This is a genomic window from Lentzea chajnantorensis (assembly GCF_054300775.1).
Genome location: NZ_JBSDZT010000002.1, coordinates 6662408 through 6678489, shown reverse-complemented (window position 1 = coordinate 6678489; position 16082 = coordinate 6662408). Strand labels below are relative to the sequence as shown.

Here is a 16082-nt window from a genome sequence, read left to right as displayed (position 1 = left end):
GGAGAGGCTCAGCGGGCCGCGCTGACCGCCTCCGCGATGGCCTTGTGCCCAGCCGGAGTCGGGTGCACGTCCGTCCGGTCGCAGAAGTACGTCAGCGAGCACACCTGCGCCACGGACGCCGGAACCGCCCCGTACTTCGGGTCCTGCGTCGTCTGCGTCAGCGGCTGGTAGGCCCCGGTCGCCTTCGTGACGTCCGCGAACTTCGCCCCGAACTTCCCGTACTCGGCCGCCAGCACGCCGTTGAACTGCTCGAACATCGACACCGACAGGCGGGCGAGGTTCTTGCCGTCGGGGAACGACGGGTTCACCCACGCGCCGAGGAACACGTCCGGGTAGGTCAGGCCCACGATCGTCGTGTCCGGGGCCGCGGCGCGGAGCTTGGTCAACGCGGCGACGACGTTCGCGCGGACGTCGGTGAGGGTGCGGTTCGCGCACTCCAGGGGTTGCCGGTCGAGGGCGCACGGGGTCAGGTCGTTGCCGCCGATCACCACCGTCACCAGGTCGACCTCCTTGCCGCGCAACGTCTCCACGGCCGCGTCGAGCTGGGTGCGGCCGCCCGCGTCCGGGCCGCAGGCCGGCTTGGTGGCGAGGTCGGCCGAGGTCGCGCCGTTGCAGGCGAGGTTGACCAGCCGCAGGCCGGACTGCCGGGCGACCAGGGAGGCGAAGCTCTCGCCGGTGGTGCCGCCGGGGCCGAAGCCGGTCGCGTACGAGTCGCCGATCGACACGTGGACCTTGTCCGAGGCAGAGGCCGACGTGGACGACGGTGGTGGCGCGCTGGAGGTGGGGGAGGGGGCGGGTGGGGGAGTCGAGCAGGCCGTGAGCGCTACCAGCACCACCGCTGCCCAAGCCGGCTTCCGCACACCCGCCCCTTCCACTCGTTCGGCGGTTCCCAGGCTACGCGAACCGGCGCAACCGCAGGCTGTTGCTCACCACGAACACCGACGAGAACGCCATCGCCCCGCCCGCGATCATGGGGTTGAGCAGGCCCAACGCCGCCAGCGGCAGTGCCGCGACGTTGTAGGCGAACGCCCAGAACAGGTTGCCCTTGATCGTGCTGAGCGTGCGCCGCGACAACCGGATCGCGTCCACGGCGGCGGTCAGGTCGCCGCGGACCAGCGTGAGGTCGGCGGCCTCGATCGCCGCGTCCGTGCCGGTGCCCATCGCAAGCCCCAGGTCGGCCTGGGCGAGTGCGGCGGCGTCGTTCACGCCGTCGCCGACCATCGCCACGACGCGGCCCTCGTCCTGCAACCGCTTCACGACGTCGACCTTGTCGGCGGGCAGCACCTCGGCGACGACCTCGTCGATGCCCACCTCGGCCGCCACGGCACGGGCCGCGGCCTCGTTGTCGCCGGTCAGCAGCACCGGCCGCAGCCCGAGCGCGCGCAGGCCCCTGATCGCCGCGGCGGAGGTGGGCTTCACGGTGTCCGCGACCACCAGCACGCCGCGCGCCTCGCCGTCCCACGCCACCAGCACCGCCGTGCGGCCCTGCTGCTCGGCCTCGCGCCGGGCGTCGGCCAGCGACGACGGCACCCGCACGCTCCAGTCGCCGAGCAGGCGCGACCGCCCGACCAGCACCGCGTGCCCGTCCACGACGCCCTGGACCCCGAGGCCCTCCAGGTTGCGGAAGTCCTCGACGGCGGGCACGTCACCGGCGGCGACGGCGACGGCCTTCGCGATCGGGTGCTCCGAGGCGTGCTCCAGCGCTCCGGCCAGCCGCAGCACCTGCTCCTCGGTCTCGCCGTCCGCGACGTGCACGCCCACCAGGCTCATCCGGCCGGTCGTGACGGTGCCGGTCTTGTCCAGCACCACCGTGTCCACCCGCCGGGTCGACTCCAGCACCTCCGGTCCCTTGATGAGGATGCCGAGCTGGGCGCCGCGACCGGTGCCGACGAGCAGCGCGGTCGGCGTGGCCAGGCCCAGCGCGCACGGGCAGGCGATGATCAGCACCGCCACCGCCGCGGTGAACGCCGCACCGGTGCCGCCGCCCGTGCCGAGCCAGAAGCCCAGCGTGCCCACGGCCAGCGCGATCACGATCGGCACGAACACCGCCGAGATCCGGTCCGCGAGCCGCTGCACCTCGGCCTTGCCGTTCTGCGCGTCCTCGACCAGCCTCGCCATCTGCGCGAGCTGCGTGTCCGCGCCGATGCGGGTGGCCCGCACGACCAGTCGCCCGCCCGCGTTGACCGTGGCACCGACCACCGCGTCACCGGGGCACACCTCGACCGGCACGGACTCACCGGTGAGCATGCTCGCGTCGACCGCGGAACTTCCCTCCTCGACGACGCCGTCGGTGGCGATCTTCTCGCCGGGCCGCACCACGAACCGGTCACCGGCCCGCAGCTCGTCGGTGGGGACGCGGACCTCGCGGCCGTCGCGCAGCACCGCGACGTCCTTCGCGCCGAGCTCCAGCAGTGCCTTCAGCGCCGCACCCGCCCGCCGCTTCGAGCGGGCCTCGAAGTAGCGGCCGGCCAGGATGAACGTCGTGACGCCCGCCGCCACCTCGAGGTAGATGTTGCCCGCACCCGAGGTGCGTTCGACGGTGAACGTGAACGGGTGCGTCATGCCGGGAACACCGGCGGTGCCGAGGAACAACGCGTACAGCGACCACAGGAACGCCGCGACCACGCCGATCGAGATCAACGTGTCCATCGTCGCCGCGCCGTGCCGCAGGTTCGTCCACGCCGCCTTGTGGAACGGCCAGGCCGCGTACACCGCGACCGGACCGGCCAGCGCGAGCGACAGCCACTGCCAGTAGGTGAACTGCAGCGCGGGGACCATCGCGAGCACGACCACCGGCACGGTCAGCACGGTCGAGGTGACCAGCCGCTGCCGCAGCGGCGCCAGCTGGTCCACCGCCTCGGCCGGCTCCGCGTCCGCGGGAGCAGCGGGCAGCTCCGCGGTGTACCCGGTGGCCTCGACGACCTTCACCAGGTCGGCGGGCGTGCACCCGTCCGGGTAGCTGACCCGCGCCTTCTCGGTCGCGTAGTTGACCGAGGCCTGCACGCCGTCGAGCCTGTTGAGCTTGCGCTCGATCCGCGCGGCGCAGGAGGCGCAGGTCATGCCACCGATCGAGAGCTCGATCCGGTTCGCCTCAGTTGCCGTGGTCATGGCCGTCCCCCTCTCCCGTCGTGATCGTGAACTCGGCGGTGCGGACCACGCCGTCGTGCCGGAAGTCCAGGAACAGCCGGTACGTCCCGGCCGTCGGCACCTCCACCGCGAACCTCACCCGCTCCCCGTCCTCCGGGTGCACGTGCAGGTACGCGAGGTCCGCGGCCCGCAGCGCGACCAGGTGGCCCCTGGCCCCGAGGTAGGGCTGCAGGTCGGTGACCGGCCGCCCGTCCTTCACGACCGTGACGGCCACCGCGGACGCCGCACCCGCGGTGAGCGTCCCGTCCAGGGTTACCTCGTACCCGTCGACCGTGAACGTCCTGCTGTCGTGGTCGTACCGCTTGGGCTGGTAGTCGCCCGCGACCTGCACGTCCGTGCCCAGCGTCAGCTTCGGCCCGCCCTCCGGCCGGAAGTCGGCGAACACGCGGTAGCTGCCCGGCTCGGTGAGCTGCAGCGGCCACGACCACGTGCCGTCCGCCGCCATCTCCGGGTGCACGTGCCGGAACCCGGACCCGTCGCGGCGCACCGCGACCAGGTGCAGCCGCTTCTCGTGCTCGACCGCGAACCGCGTGACCGGCTTGCCGTCCGGCCCGGTGATCCGGAAGCTCCGGTCACCCGTCACCAGGGTGTACCCGCTGTCCGAGACGGACAGTCCGGGCGGGACGGCGCCGGGTGCCTTCTCACCCGTGTCGCCGTGGGTGTTGCCCTGAGTGTTGCCGTGGGTGTTGCCGTGGGTGTTGCCGTGACCGGCGGCGTCCGTGCCGTCGCCGGTGTGCGCCGTCGCCGGTTCCGGCGGTGGCGGTGTGGTGCCGGTCGCCGCGCCCGCTGCCCAGGTGCCGCCGAACACGGCGGCCAGCGCCAGCCCGTACGCGGCGACCCCGTACCCGGTCCTCATCAGGCCACCAGCTCGTAGCCGGCCTCGGTGACGGCCGCGCGCACGTCGTCGAGGGCGAGCGGCGCGCTGCTGGTGACCGTGACCTGTCCGGTCGGCAGGTCGACCGCCACGGCGCCGACGCCGTCGATCGCGCTGACCTCCTCGGTGACCGAGGTGGCGCAGTGGCCGCAGGTCATGCCCTTGACGGTGTACGCGGTGGTGACGGACTCGTTCATGGTTTCTCCTCGTTCCAGGTCAGGAGCGAACCAGGCGTGCGATGGCGTCGCCGGCCTCCGCGATCTTCGCGTCGGCCGTCGTCCCGCCCTCGGCGATGGCCTGGCTCACGCAGTGCTTGAGGTGCTCGTCGAGCAGCCCCAGTGAGACCGCCTGCAACGCCCGAGTGGCTGCGGAGATCTGGGTGAGCACGTCGATGCAGTACTCGTCGTTCTCGATCATCCGCGCAAGGCCGCGGACCTGCCCCTCGATCCTCTTGAGGCGGCGCAGGTGGGAAGCCTTGTTCTCGGTGTAGCCGTGCACGTCCCGCTCCTTCTCCGGCCACCGCGCGGCCGGCCGTGCTGCCGGGGGCGCGGTGAGCGCTCACCGCATTTATACCCCAGGGGGGTATGGGTATGTCAAAGTTCTGTTCGGCAGGCGGTGGTCCGCACGGCTATCGTCCGCTCGTGAGTGATCGACAGGTGGCGGCCCGCACCGGGCTCGCGCACGACACCGCACGGCTCGCGGTGGTCGTCGGGGCGCTCGGCGTCGTGTTCGGCGACATCGGCACGAGCCCGATCTACACGATCCAGACCGTGTTCAACCCGGCCGACCCGCACCCGGTGCCGGTGGACGCGAACAACGTCTACGGGGTCGTGTCGCTGATCTTCTGGTCGGTCACGATCATCGTGACCGTCACGTACGTGCTGCTGGCGATGCGCGTCCACAACGACGGCGAGGGCGGCATCATGGCCCTCATCACGCTGCTGCGCCGGTGGAAGTCGAAGCAGGGCCGCAAGGCCGCCGGCACGCTCGCCGCGCTCGGCATCTTCGGCGCCGCGCTGTTCTTCGGCGACAGCATGATCACCCCGGCGATCTCGGTGCTGTCCGCCGTCGAGGGGCTGAAGATCGTCGAGCCGGAGCTGGGCGAGTTCGTCGTGCCGATCACGGCGGTGATCATCGTCGGGCTGTTCCTGGTGCAGCGCAGGGGAACGGCGGTGGTCGGCCGGGTCTTCGGGCCGGTGATGATCGCGTGGTTCACGGCGATCGGCGCCGCGGGCGTCGTCGGCATCACGAGCCACCCGGAGATCCTCAAGGCGTTGTCACCGACGTACGCGCTCGGGTTCTTCTTCGGGCACTTCCACATCGCGTTCTTCGCGCTGGCCGCGGTCGTGCTCGCGGTCACCGGCGCCGAGGCGCTCTACGCGGACATGGGGCACTTCGGGCGGCCCGCGATCGCCCGCGGCTGGCTGCTGCTCGTGTTCCCGGCGTGCGTGCTGAGCTACATGGGTCAAGGCGCGCTGGTCCTGGCCGACCCGGCCAACATCAGCGGCCCGTTCTTCCTGCTGGTGCCGGAGTGGGGCCGGTGGCCGATGGTGGTCCTCGCGACGGCGGCGACCGTGATCGCGTCGCAGGCGGTGATCACCGGCGCCTACTCGGTGGCCTCGCAGGCGGCGCAGCTCGGGTACCTGCCGCGGCTGCGGATCGCGCACACCTCGGAGTCCACGATCGGCCAGATCTACGTGCCGTGGATCAACTGGGTGCTGATGGTGTCGGTGCTGACGCTGGTGTTCGCGTTCCGCTCGTCGGCGGCGCTGGCGTTCGCGTTCGGCATGGCGGTCACCGGCACGATCACCATCACCACGACGCTGTTCCTGTTCCTCGCGCGCTGGAAGTTCGGTGCGCCCGTGTGGGCGATCGCACTGGGCTGCGTGGTGCTGCTGGGCGTGGACCTGCTGTTCCTCGCCGCGAACCTGACCAAGCTGCTGCACGGCGCGTGGCTGCCGCTGCTGATCGCCCTGACCGCGTTCACCGTCATGACGACGTGGCAGCGCGGCCGGTCCATCGTGACGAAGGCCAGGCAGAACGCCGAGGGCTCGCTGCAGGAGTTCGTCGACGAGCTGCGCGAGCGGTCGCTGGTCCGCGTCCCCGGCACGGCGGTGTTCCTCAACCGCGGCAAGCAGACCGCCCCGCTGGCGTTGCGCGCCACCGTGGAGCACAACCAGGTGCTGCACGAACGCGTGCTGATCGTGTCCATCGAGACCGAACCGGTGCCGCGCGTGCCGTCCGACCGCCGGGTAGACGTGGACGACCTCGGGCACGGCGACGACGGCATCATCCACGTGAGCGCGCGCTTCGGGTACATGGAGACCCCGGACGTGCCGGCCGCGCTGGCGTTGCTGACCTCCGAGCAGACTGAGGGCACCCTGGACCTCGACCGCGCCTCGTACTTCCTGTCGAAGATCGAGCTGCAACGCGGCACGGCACCGACGATGGCGGGCTGGCGCAAACGCCTGTTCGTGGCCACCTCGTACATCACCGCGGACGCCGCGGAGCACTTCGGTCTACCCCGAGAGCGAACGGTGATCATGGGAGCGCGGATCGAGGTATAGCGTCGCTCCATGACGCCGGGGGAGATCGCCGAACGGGCACTGGAGAGGTACCTGGCGCTGCCACCGACCACCGCGCGGCCGGCGGTCGTGCTGGTGGCGGGCATCCCGGGCGCCGGCAAGAGCACCCTGGCCGAGGGCCTGGCCCGGCACCTGCGTGCCCCGGTGTTCTCCGCGGACTGGGTGATCGGCGCCCTGGTGCCGTTCGAGGTGCTGACCGACGACAACGCCTGGCACGTGGTCGACACGAGCATCGCCGCCCTGCTGGCCCGGCAGGTGCAGCTGGGCGTGGACGTGGTCCTCGACCTCACCGCCCACACGCGCGAGGAACGCGCCCGCCTGCGCACCCTCACCGAACGCCTCGGCGGCGTGTTCGCCGGCGTCGAGTGCGTGTGCTCCGACGAAACCGTGCACCGCCAACGGGTCGAAGGCCGCGACCGCGGCATTCCCGGCTGGCGCGCAACGGTTCCGTGGGAGCACGTGCAGCGCATGCGCGGCCTGTGGGAGGACTGGCCCGAGGACCACCTCGTGGTCGACTCGGCCGCCGCCACCGCGCAGGAGTGCCTGAAGCAGGCGCTCACCGCACTGGGCAGGTAGGTGAGGCAGCCTCCAGCCGTCGCCGCGGGGGGATTCGAGAACGACTGGAGGCGAGTACGGGGGTCGGTGCGGCGGTCGCCTCTCGGCGAAAGGCACAACGAGGCTCCAGCCGGACGGTAATCCTCGAAGGCGGTTAGATGAGGCCCGGGGGACACGGACCGCACCGACCATCCTGTACAACGGCCGACCGGGCCGGGAGATTCCCGTGGGGCAGTGGGCTGCGCCACGTCCGTGGACGTGGGGTGGGTCACTTGCGAATGGGCGCTGCGGTGTTCGCCGCAGCGCCCGGCACGGACCTCAGTACACCGGGTAGAAGTCCGCGTAGTGGTTCGGCGAGAAGTAGACCTGGCCGCTCGTGCGGTCGACCACGATCCGGGCCGCGTCCCGTGCCGCGCCGCACGCCCGTGGGTACACGTCGAACTCCTGGTAGCGGTGCCCGGCCGGCAGTTGGCCGTCGCGGTTGTAGTAGGTGCCGCCGGCGAAGTTGCACCGGCCGTCGGGCCAGCTGTTCCAGCCGCGGGTCGAGGGGTAGCCCTTCGACTCCCAGATCGAGTCGGCGGAGCGGGCCGCGGCGCAGCCGGAGATGCCGCAGGACTGGTAGACGCGGGCGTCGGCGGCGGGGGTGGCGAAGACCAGCAGTGAGGCGACGACGGCGAAGGCGGCGAGCAGGCGGTGAGTCCAGTGCGGTTGCAGGGTGTGCACTTCAGACCTCCATCAGCGGGGTGCGGACCTCGTGATCATGTCCACCGATCATCAAGGCGGGGTGAACGGCGGGCGACCGGGGTGCAACTAATGCTGTGACCACGGCTGATCGCCACAGTCGATCAAGTCCGAACAGGTGATTGCGTGGCTAGCGTGCAGCGATACGGTCGTCCAATGGCAGCACGAAAGCACTTCCTGGTGCTGTTGGCCCTGCTCACCGCCGCCTGCACCGCAGAGGTGGCGTCCGTTCCGCACCCGGTGGCGTCGCCGGCGAACACGCGTCCGTCGGTGAGCGACGAGCAGCCGCCGGTCCGGGTCGTGGCGGTCGTCGACGGGCGCACGGTCGAGCTCGCGGACGGCACGAAGGCGCGCATCTCCTACCTCGCGGAACCGAACGGCTGCGGCGGCGAGGCGGCCCTGGAGTTCGCCAGGAAGACGTTGCAGGACAAGGAGGTCCGGGTCAGCAGCATCACGCCCGGCGAGGTCAGCCTGGTGCTGGAGGACGGCACGGACTACGCGTTGCTGGCGGTGCGCAGCGGCGTGGCGCGCACGACCGGTGTGGACGGTGGGCCGTTGACGCAGGCGGAGGGCGACGCGGCCAAGGGCAAGATCGGCCTGTGGGCGCTGGAGTGCGCGACGGTCGCCCCGCCGCCGCCTCCCGCACCCTCCACGACGACCCCGCCGCCTCCGCCCTGCGCGGTGACGTACCGGGTGACCAGCCGGTGGCCCGGCGCGTTCCAGGCCGAGGTGACCGTGCGCAACGTCAGCGGTGTGCTGATCAACGGCTGGACGTTGCGGTGGCGCTTCACCGACGGCCAGACGGTGAGTCAGATGTGGAACGCGAGCCACGTGCAGGACGGCGCGGTCGTGAGCGCCACCAACGCCGACTACGCCGCGCTGATCACACCGAACGGGTCGATCTCGATCGGCTTCAACGGCGCCGCGACCGGGGCGAACAGCGCGCCGACGGCGTTCACGCTCAACAGCGCGCCCTGCCGCACCGACTGAGCGGGCCGCCCACCGGGGCCGTCACGAGGCGGCGCAGTCCGCAGCGGCTTCCGGTGAGTGGAAAACCGGACTCGACTACGAGCGCCGCTGATCTCTAGCGTGCAGTGGGTGACGACCAGCCAGCACGAGATCAGCGACGAGATCGCGAAGATCAAGGCCGACTCACCGGGGGGTGCGCCGCTGCTGGACTACCCGCCCTACCGCAGCTCGCTGCTGCGCCACCCGACCAAGGAGCCGCGGCACGCCGACCCCGAGGGCGTCGAGCTGGTCGCGCCGGTCTTCGGGCACTCCGACGTGGCGCCGGTCGAGGCCGACCTGACCGTGCAGCGCGGCGGGGAACCGATCGGGGAGCGCATCCGCGTGCACGGCCGGGTCGTCGACGGGGACGGGCGGCCGGTGCGCCGTCAGCTCGTGGAGATCTGGCAGGCCAACGCCTCCGGCCGCTACTCCCACCAGGGCGACCTGCACCCGGCGCCGCTCGACCCGAACTTCACCGGCGTCGGCCGCTGCCTCACCGACGACGACGGCTGGTACGACTTCACGACGATCAAGCCGGGCCCGTACCCGTGGCGCAACCACCACAACGCCTGGCGGCCGGCGCACATCCACTTCTCGCTGTTCGGCACGGACTTCACCCAGCGGCTGATCACGCAGATGTACTTCCCCGGCGACCAGCTGCTGGCGCTGGACCCGATCGCGCAGTCCATCACCGACCCCGCCGCCCTCGACCGGCTCATCGCCTCCTACGACCACTCTCTGTCCGAGCACGAGTGGCTGCTCGGCTACCGGTGGGACATCGTGTTGACCGGTAGCCACGCCACCCACCTGGAGGCCTCCGATGACTAGCGCGACCCCCGGCCAGACGATCGGGCCGTTCTTCCACCACGCGCTGGCGTACCCCGGTGACAGCGAGCTGGTGCCGTTCGGCGCGGCGGGATCGGTGCTGCTGCACGGGTACGTCTACGACGGCGCGGGCGCCCCGGTGCCGGACGCGATGATCGAGATCCGTCAGGCCGACGCCACCGGTGCCGTACCCGAGAGCGAGGGGTCGCTGCGGCGCCGCGGCTCCGCCTTCACCGGCTGGGGCCGGTCCTGCACCGACCGGACGGGCCGCTACTGGTTCAGCACCGTCGAACCCGGTGGCCCGGCGCCGTTCTTCGCGGTGGCGGTGTTCGCCCGCGGCCTGCTGGACCGGTTGTTCACGCGCATCTACCTGCCCGGCACCGACGGCGCGGTGGACGGCCTCGTGGCGCGGCGCGAGGACGACGGCGGGCTGCGGTTCGACATCCACCTGCAGGGCGAGAACGAGACGGTGTTCTTCTCGTTCCCCCGGCACCGGAGCTGACGCGTGCTGCCGGGGTCCCACCGGGCGGACAGCGACCTCGTCCGCGCGATGGTGCGGGTCGAGGTCGCGTGGGCGCGCGTGCTCGGCTCCGACATCGAGCCCGCCGTGCGGGACTGGACGCCCGAGCTGGACCCCGTCGAGGTCGAGGCGGCAGGGAACCCGGTGCTGCCACTGGTCACCGCACTGCGCTCACGGGTCCCGGCCCCGGTCCACACGGGACTGACGAGCCAGGACGTCCTGGACACCGCGCTGGTCCTGCTGGCACGCGACGCGGTTGCGCGCGTGCGGGCGGACCTCGTACGGGTGGCATCGGCACTGGCACGGCTCGCGGACGAGCACCGGTCCTCGGTGATGGCCGGGCGGACGCTGACGCAGCACGCCGTGCCGATCACGTTCGGTCTCAAGGCGGCCCGGTGGCTGGACTCCGTGCTGGACGCGCTCGCGGACCTGGAGAGGCTGCGGTTCCCGGTGCAGTGCGGGGGAGCGGCCGGAACGCTGTCGCGGGCGGCACTGCGGGCCGGCCCGGTCGAGGCCGCCGCGGCTTTCGCGCGTGAGCTGGACCTGGAGTGGCCGGGCCTGCCGTGGCACACGCAACGGGCACCGATCACGCGCATCGGCGACGCACTGGTGCGGGTGACCGACGCGCTCGGCGTGTTCGCGGCGGACGTGCTGACGCTGGGCCGGCCAGAGATCGGCGAGGTGCGCGAGGCCCCGGTCGCGGGTCGCGGTGGGTCGTCGACCATGCCGCACAAGCAGAACCCGGTGCTCGCGGTGCTGGTGAACAGCGCGTCGCTGCGGGCGCCGGGGCTGGGCGCGCAGCTGCACCTGTGCGCCGCGCGGGCGGTGGACGAACGACCGGACGGGGCCTGGCACGCGGAGTGGCCCGCGCTGCTGGGGCTGGTGGAGCTGACCGTGGTGGCGGCGTCGCAGGCGGCGGAGCTGGCCGAGGGGTTGCGGGTGTTCCCCGAGGTGATGGCGCGGCGGGTGGCGGAGGTCGCCGCGGATCTGCTGGCTGAGCGGGGTGGTGACGGGGAACCGGGCGGCTACCTCGGGGCTGCGGGGGCGTTCGTCGATCACGTGCTGCGGCGGTGCGCGGAGTCGCTGGCGTTGGGAGTGTTGCCGGTGGGCGGTGCTGGGGTGGGCGTGGCTGGGGCGGGCGCGGCTGCAGCGGAGCCGGCGTCGGTGCGCGCGGCTTCAGCGGGCCCGGTTGGAGCGGGCGTGGCTGGGGCAGAACCGGCGTCGGCGAACGTGGCTCCAACGGAACCGGAACCAGTAGCTGCAAGTGCGGCTTCGGCGGAGCCAGCTCCAGCGGATGCGGCCGGGGCGGACGCGGCTCGGGCGGACGCGGCTCAAGCGGACGCCGCGGCGGACGTGGCCTCCACAGGCGCGGCTCCAGCGAACGCTGCTCCGGCGGGCGCAGCTCCAACGGATGCTTCTCCGGCGGACGCAACCTCTGCGGGCGCAGCTCCAGCGGACGCGGCCTCGATAGGCGCTGCCTCGGAAGTCGCCATCCCGGCAAACGCCACCCCACCAATCACGGCCCCAGCCGAATCGATTCCGACTGGTCCCCCTCCAGGGGGCGCGCAAGTCCCCACTCCCATCATCTCAAAGGGGTCTGACAACAATGGCGGTTGAACTCACCCTGACCCGCCTCGCCGGCACCGAGAACTCCCAGCGCCTGCTGATCGTCGGCCCGTCCCTGGGCTCCTCGGTGTCCCAGCTCTGGCGCACCTGCGCCGAGCAGCTGGACGACGTCGAGGTGATCGGCTGGGACCTGCCCGGCCACGGCAACGGCAAGAACGCGACCGGGCCGTTCACGGTGCAGGACATCGCAAACGCACTGGAAAGGCCCACGCCAGACCGCCCCACCGCCTACGCCGGCGTCTCCTTCGGCGGCGCGGTGGGGCTCGAACTCGCCCCGAAAGGTGTCTTCGACCAGGTCTTCTGCATCGCCGCGGCCTCCAGGATCGGCGACCCCATGATGTGGCACGAGCGTGCCGAGCTCGTCCGCAAGGCGGGCACCTCCGTCCTGGTCGAGGGCGCTTCACGGCGCTGGTTCGCGCCGGGCTTCATCGACCGCGAACCGGCCGTGGCGGGTGCCATGCTGCGTGCCCTCACCGAGGTCGACGACGACTCCTACGCCTGGGCCTGCGAGGCACTTGCCGGGTTCCAGGCCGAGGAGGTGGAACGGTCGGTCCACGCCATCGCCGGACGGCACGACGTCGTGGTGCCGCCCGAGGCGATGGAGCAGTTGAACGCCGCGTCGTTCCACGTCATCGAGGACTGCGGCCACCTGCCGCCGGTCGAGAAGCCGGGAGCGGTGGCCGGTGTGCTGGCCGGGGAGTGGGCGAAGTGAGCTACGACGACGGCATGAAGGTGCGCCGGGAGGTGCTCGGTGACGTCCACGTCGACCGGGCGTCGGCGCCGGACGAGTTCACCGCCGACTTCCAGCAGTTCATCACCACCTACGCCTGGGGTGAGGTGTGGACGCGGCCGGGGCTCGACCGGCGGATGCGCAGCGCGATCACGCTCACCGCGCTCATCGCCAGGGGGCACTGGGACGAGCTCGCGATGCACGTGAAAGCAGCGCGGCGCAACGGACTGTCCACAGAGGAGATCAAGGAGGTCCTGCTGCAGAGCGCGATCTACTGCGGGGTCCCGTCGGCCAACCACGCGTTCGCTGTCGCGCGGCGTGCCCTTCAGGAGGAGATGTGAGCGTGACGCGCACCCAGGTCGGCATCGTCGGCGCTGGGCCCGCCGGACTGATGTTGTCGCACCTGCTGTCGCTGCACGGGATCGACAGCGTCGTCGTCGACAACAGGTCCCGCGTGGAGATCGAGAACACCGTCCGCGCCGGCATCCTGGAGGCCGACAGCGCGCGGCTGCTCGTCGACTCCGGCGTGTCCGACCGGGTGCTGCGCGAGGGGCACCCGCACGAGGGCATCGACCTGCGGTTCAACGGGGAGAGCCACCGCGTCGACTTCCGGGCGCTGGTGGGCGAGTCGGTGTGGCTGTACCCGCAGACCGACGTGTTCGTCGACCTCGCGAACGCACGTGAACGCGACGGCGGTGACGTGCGGTTCGGGGTGCGCGACACGGCCGTCGACGTCGACGAGCCGGCGATCTGCTTCACCGACGGCGACGGCGTCCGCCAGGAGGTGCGGTGCGACCTGCTCGTCGGCGCCGACGGGTCGCGGTCGACCTGTCGCGCCCAGGTGCCGCAGGCCGAACGCACGCACTACTTCCGTGAGTACCCCTTCGCCTGGTTCGGCATCATCACCGAGGCACCCAAGAGCGCGCCCGAGCTGCGTCTACGCGCACTCGCCGCGCGGGTTCGCGTTGATCAGCCAGCGCACCGAGACCCACCAGCGCATGTACTTCCAGTGCGACCCCGAGACCGACGCGGCGGCGTGGTCGGACGAGCAGATCTGGGAGGAGCTGCAGACCCGCGTCGCCGGGCCGGACGGCTTCACCCTCAAGGAGGGGCCGATCACCGAACGGACCGTGCTGAAGTTCCGGTCGTTCGTCGCGGAACCCATGCGCCACGGCAGGCTGCTGCTCGCCGGCGACGCCGCGCACACCGTTCCGCCGACCGGTGCCAAGGGCCTCAACCTGGCGCTCGCCGACGTGAAGGTGCTCGCCGAGGTGATCGAACGCGCACTGCTCAAGGCCGACGACGACGCGCTCGACGAGTACGGGCCCCGCGCGCTGGGCCGGGTGTGGAAGGCACAGCACTTCTCCTACTGGATGACGTCGATGCTGCACACGCTGCCCGGCGCGGCCGAGTTCGACGTGCGCCGCCAGCTCGGGGAGCTGCAGTCGATCGTCGACTCCGAGGCGGGACGGCGGCTGCTGGCCGAGGGCTACACCGGCTCCTGGCCGGCTTGAGCGGGACTGGAGCCGCGAGGCGCACACTGCCGCGGTGGACATCGCCGCACTGCGCCTCGCCAACCAGCGGATCGGCACGTACGCCACGGCCGAGGCCGCCGTCCGCGCGCTCGGTGCCGTCCAGGCCCAGGACTACGGCCAGTCGCTGTGGGCACTGGGCCTGCGCACCGAACCGGGGGTGAGCGCCGACGTCGAGGAGGAGCTGCGCGCCGGGAAGATCGTCCGCACCTGGCTGATGCGCGGCACGATCCACTACGTGCTGGCCGAGGACGTCGGCTGGATGCTCGACCTGTTCGGCGCGCGCGACCTCGCCAAGCTCACTCCGAAGGCGTGGCAGTACCACCGGATGACGCCCGAGCTGATGGCGTTGGCGCGCAAGACGTTCGTGAACGCGCTCAGCGGCGGCGGGTGCCTGACCCGGCGCGAGATGATCGAGCTGATGGCGGGCGTGGGCATCCCCGACGACCGGCAGCAGAGCTACTTCACGTTCATCCACCTCGCCCAGGAGGGCCTGGTCGTGCCCGGCCCGCCACGCGGCAAGGACCAGACGTTCGTGCTGCTGGAGGAGTGGGCGCCGCACCAGCGGTCGCTCGCCGGCGACGAGGCGCTCGCCGTGCTGGCGCAGCGGTTCTTCACCAGCCACGGCCCGGCGACCGTCGCCGACTTCGCGAACTGGGCAGGCATCGGGCTCAAGCAGGCCGCACGCGGGCTGGAGCCGGTGCGCGGCGAGCTGGTGCGGGAGACCTTCGACGGCAAGGAGTACTGGCTGCCGCCGGACCTCGAACCGGCCACCGGCACCTACCTGCTGCCCGCCTACGACGAGCTGGTCATCGGCTACCGGGACCGCGCCGCGTACTTCACCCGCTACGACGAGATCCCGATCTCCACCTACAACGGCATGTTCTACGCGACGATCATCGAGGACGGCCAGATCGCCGGGCTGTGGAAGCGGGTGCTGAAGAAGACCTCCGTGGACGTGGAGCTGCGGCCGCTGCCCGGCTTCGACGTGGACGCGCTGGCCGAGCACACCCGGCGGTTCGGCGAGTTCCTCGGGCTGCCGGTGCGGACGGTCGTGCGCGACGCACCGGAGGCCGGGTCGTCGAAGGTCAGCTGGCGGTCCCGCAAGTGACGTGACCGGCTGCGGCCGGTGTACGCAAACTGACGTAGACGGGATCAGAGCACGAGCGGATGATGCGGTCGCCGCGGGCGGCGAGAGTGGGTGCCGACACCACGACCGAGGGAGCGCACCGCGATGACCACCACCCGCAAGCTCAGCGGCCGTGCCCGCAAAGCCGTGCTGCTCGTGCACGCCCTGGCGGCAGCGGCCTGGCTCGGCATCGACCTGGCACTGGGCATCCTGATCGTGATCGCCCTGTCCACAACGGACACGACCACGGCGGGCATCGCCATCCAGGCAGTGGACATGTTCGCGATCTGGCCGATGCTGGGCGCCAGCGTCGTGTGCATGGTCTCGGGCGCCGTCCTCGGCCTGGGCAGCAAGTACGGGCTCGTGCGCTACTGGTGGGTGGCCGTCAAGCTCGTGCTGAACGTCGGCATGAGCCTGCTGATCGCCTTCGCCCTGCGACCGGGAGTGCAGGAGGCGGCCCGCATCGGCACCCGCGTGCTGGCCGGTGACCCGGCCGCGGTGCTCCCGTCCGGCCTGCTGCCCCCGGTGGTGGTGGCACCGACGTTGCTGCTGGTCGCGTACGTGCTGTCGGTGTTCAAGCCGTGGGGACGAATCCGGCGGACGGCGCCCTCGGCGAAGGGCGAGCGCCGGGACCTCGTCGGAGCGGCCTGACACCGGCTACCGCAGCCACTCCAGCACCAGTGCCGTCCGCTCCGACACCCTCGCCAACGGGGCCAGCTCCGGATCGTGCAGCCCACGGTCAAAGTTCGCGCGGTAGAGCCGCAACGAGTTCGCCCGCGACGCCGGATCAGCGTACATCTCACCCTCGTT

Annotated in this window: 17 protein-coding genes and 1 pseudogene; 11 read left to right on the top strand and 7 right to left on the bottom strand. The window is 71.7% G+C overall.

What is annotated here, in order from left to right; all coding sequences use genetic code 11:
• Window positions 1–8: 8 nt before the first annotated feature.
• Genes ACVDFE_RS31955 through ACVDFE_RS31935 form a run of 5 tightly spaced genes read right to left on the bottom strand, consistent with a single transcriptional unit; the run spans window position 9 to window position 4519 of the window.
• Window positions 9–860: an SGNH/GDSL hydrolase family protein gene (locus ACVDFE_RS31955; RefSeq protein ID WP_458433135.1), complete on the bottom strand. Its 852-nt coding sequence runs from the start codon at window positions 858–860 to the stop codon at window positions 9–11.
• A gap of 34 nt (window positions 861–894) precedes the next feature.
• Window positions 895–3108 carry a heavy metal translocating P-type ATPase gene (locus tag ACVDFE_RS31950; RefSeq protein WP_458433133.1) on the bottom strand — a complete coding sequence of 738 codons (2214 nt, stop codon included), beginning with the start codon at window positions 3106–3108 and terminating at the stop codon, window positions 895–897.
• Window positions 3092–4003 carry a hypothetical protein gene (locus tag ACVDFE_RS31945; protein ID WP_458433131.1) on the bottom strand — a complete coding sequence of 304 codons (912 nt, stop codon included), beginning with the start codon at window positions 4001–4003 and terminating at the stop codon, window positions 3092–3094. The genes ACVDFE_RS31950 and ACVDFE_RS31945 overlap by 17 nt, the downstream gene beginning before the upstream one ends.
• A complete protein-coding gene (locus ACVDFE_RS31940) occupies window positions 4003–4218 on the bottom strand; it encodes a heavy-metal-associated domain-containing protein (protein WP_360387909.1) in 216 nt (71 codons plus the stop codon). The genes ACVDFE_RS31945 and ACVDFE_RS31940 overlap by 1 nt, the downstream gene beginning before the upstream one ends.
• A gap of 19 nt (window positions 4219–4237) precedes the next feature.
• Window positions 4238–4519 carry a metal-sensitive transcriptional regulator gene (locus ACVDFE_RS31935; RefSeq protein WP_360387911.1) on the bottom strand — a complete coding sequence of 94 codons (282 nt, stop codon included), beginning with the start codon at window positions 4517–4519 and terminating at the stop codon, window positions 4238–4240.
• Window positions 4520–4662: 143 nt separating this feature from the next.
• Here ACVDFE_RS31935 and ACVDFE_RS31930 point away from each other — a divergent pair, with 143 nt between their 5' ends.
• Window positions 4663–6588, top strand: coding sequence for a potassium transporter Kup (locus ACVDFE_RS31930; protein ID WP_360387914.1), 1926 nt, complete (start codon window positions 4663–4665; stop codon window positions 6586–6588).
• A 9-nt stretch (window positions 6589–6597) separates the two neighbouring features.
• Window positions 6598–7182: an AAA family ATPase gene (locus ACVDFE_RS31925; protein WP_458433129.1), complete on the top strand. Its 585-nt coding sequence runs from the start codon at window positions 6598–6600 to the stop codon at window positions 7180–7182.
• 297 nt (window positions 7183–7479) lie between these two features.
• Here the strand turns inward: ACVDFE_RS31925 and ACVDFE_RS31920 are convergent, their stop codons facing one another.
• Window positions 7480–7884, bottom strand: coding sequence for a ribonuclease domain-containing protein (locus ACVDFE_RS31920; RefSeq protein ID WP_458433128.1), 405 nt, complete (start codon window positions 7882–7884; stop codon window positions 7480–7482).
• 174 nt (window positions 7885–8058) lie between these two features.
• On the opposite strand from ACVDFE_RS31920, the gene ACVDFE_RS31915 reads away from it, so the two are divergent.
• The 9 genes and pseudogenes from ACVDFE_RS31915 (at window position 8059) to ACVDFE_RS31875 (ending at window position 15923) form a co-directional block, all read left to right on the top strand.
• A complete protein-coding gene (locus ACVDFE_RS31915) occupies window positions 8059–8892 on the top strand; it encodes a cellulose binding domain-containing protein (protein WP_458433127.1) in 834 nt (277 codons plus the stop codon).
• A gap of 108 nt (window positions 8893–9000) precedes the next feature.
• Entirely contained in the window at window positions 9001–9738 is a 738-nt protein-coding gene (pcaH, locus tag ACVDFE_RS31910) for a protocatechuate 3,4-dioxygenase subunit beta (RefSeq protein ID WP_458433126.1), read from the top strand.
• Window positions 9731–10237: a protocatechuate 3,4-dioxygenase subunit alpha gene (gene pcaG, locus ACVDFE_RS31905; RefSeq protein WP_458433125.1), complete on the top strand. Its 507-nt coding sequence runs from the start codon at window positions 9731–9733 to the stop codon at window positions 10235–10237. The genes pcaH and pcaG overlap by 8 nt, the downstream gene beginning before the upstream one ends.
• 3 nt (window positions 10238–10240) lie before the next feature.
• Entirely contained in the window at window positions 10241–11872 is a 1632-nt protein-coding gene (locus ACVDFE_RS31900; RefSeq protein ID WP_458433124.1) for a lyase family protein, read from the top strand.
• The gene (locus ACVDFE_RS31895) at window positions 11862–12593 is read left to right on the top strand and encodes an alpha/beta fold hydrolase (RefSeq protein ID WP_458433123.1); all 732 of its coding nucleotides are present in this window, start codon (window positions 11862–11864) and stop codon (window positions 12591–12593) included. The genes ACVDFE_RS31900 and ACVDFE_RS31895 overlap by 11 nt, the downstream gene beginning before the upstream one ends.
• A gap of 14 nt (window positions 12594–12607) precedes the next feature.
• Entirely contained in the window at window positions 12608–12952 is a 345-nt protein-coding gene (gene pcaC / locus ACVDFE_RS31890; protein ID WP_458434430.1) for a 4-carboxymuconolactone decarboxylase, read from the top strand.
• A 50-nt stretch (window positions 12953–13002) separates the two neighbouring features.
• Window positions 13003–14125: pseudogene (locus tag ACVDFE_RS31885) on the top strand (4-hydroxybenzoate 3-monooxygenase).
• A 34-nt stretch (window positions 14126–14159) separates the two neighbouring features.
• The gene (locus ACVDFE_RS31880) at window positions 14160–15254 is read left to right on the top strand and encodes a winged helix DNA-binding domain-containing protein (protein ID WP_360387937.1); all 1095 of its coding nucleotides are present in this window, start codon (window positions 14160–14162) and stop codon (window positions 15252–15254) included.
• A gap of 123 nt (window positions 15255–15377) precedes the next feature.
• A complete protein-coding gene (locus tag ACVDFE_RS31875; protein ID WP_458433122.1) occupies window positions 15378–15923 on the top strand; it encodes a hypothetical protein in 546 nt (181 codons plus the stop codon).
• A gap of 6 nt (window positions 15924–15929) precedes the next feature.
• On the opposite strand, the gene ACVDFE_RS31870 is transcribed toward ACVDFE_RS31875, so the two are convergent.
• A complete protein-coding gene (locus tag ACVDFE_RS31870) occupies window positions 15930–16070 on the bottom strand; it encodes a hypothetical protein (protein ID WP_360387941.1) in 141 nt (46 codons plus the stop codon).
• Window positions 16071–16082: the final 12 nt, after the last annotated feature.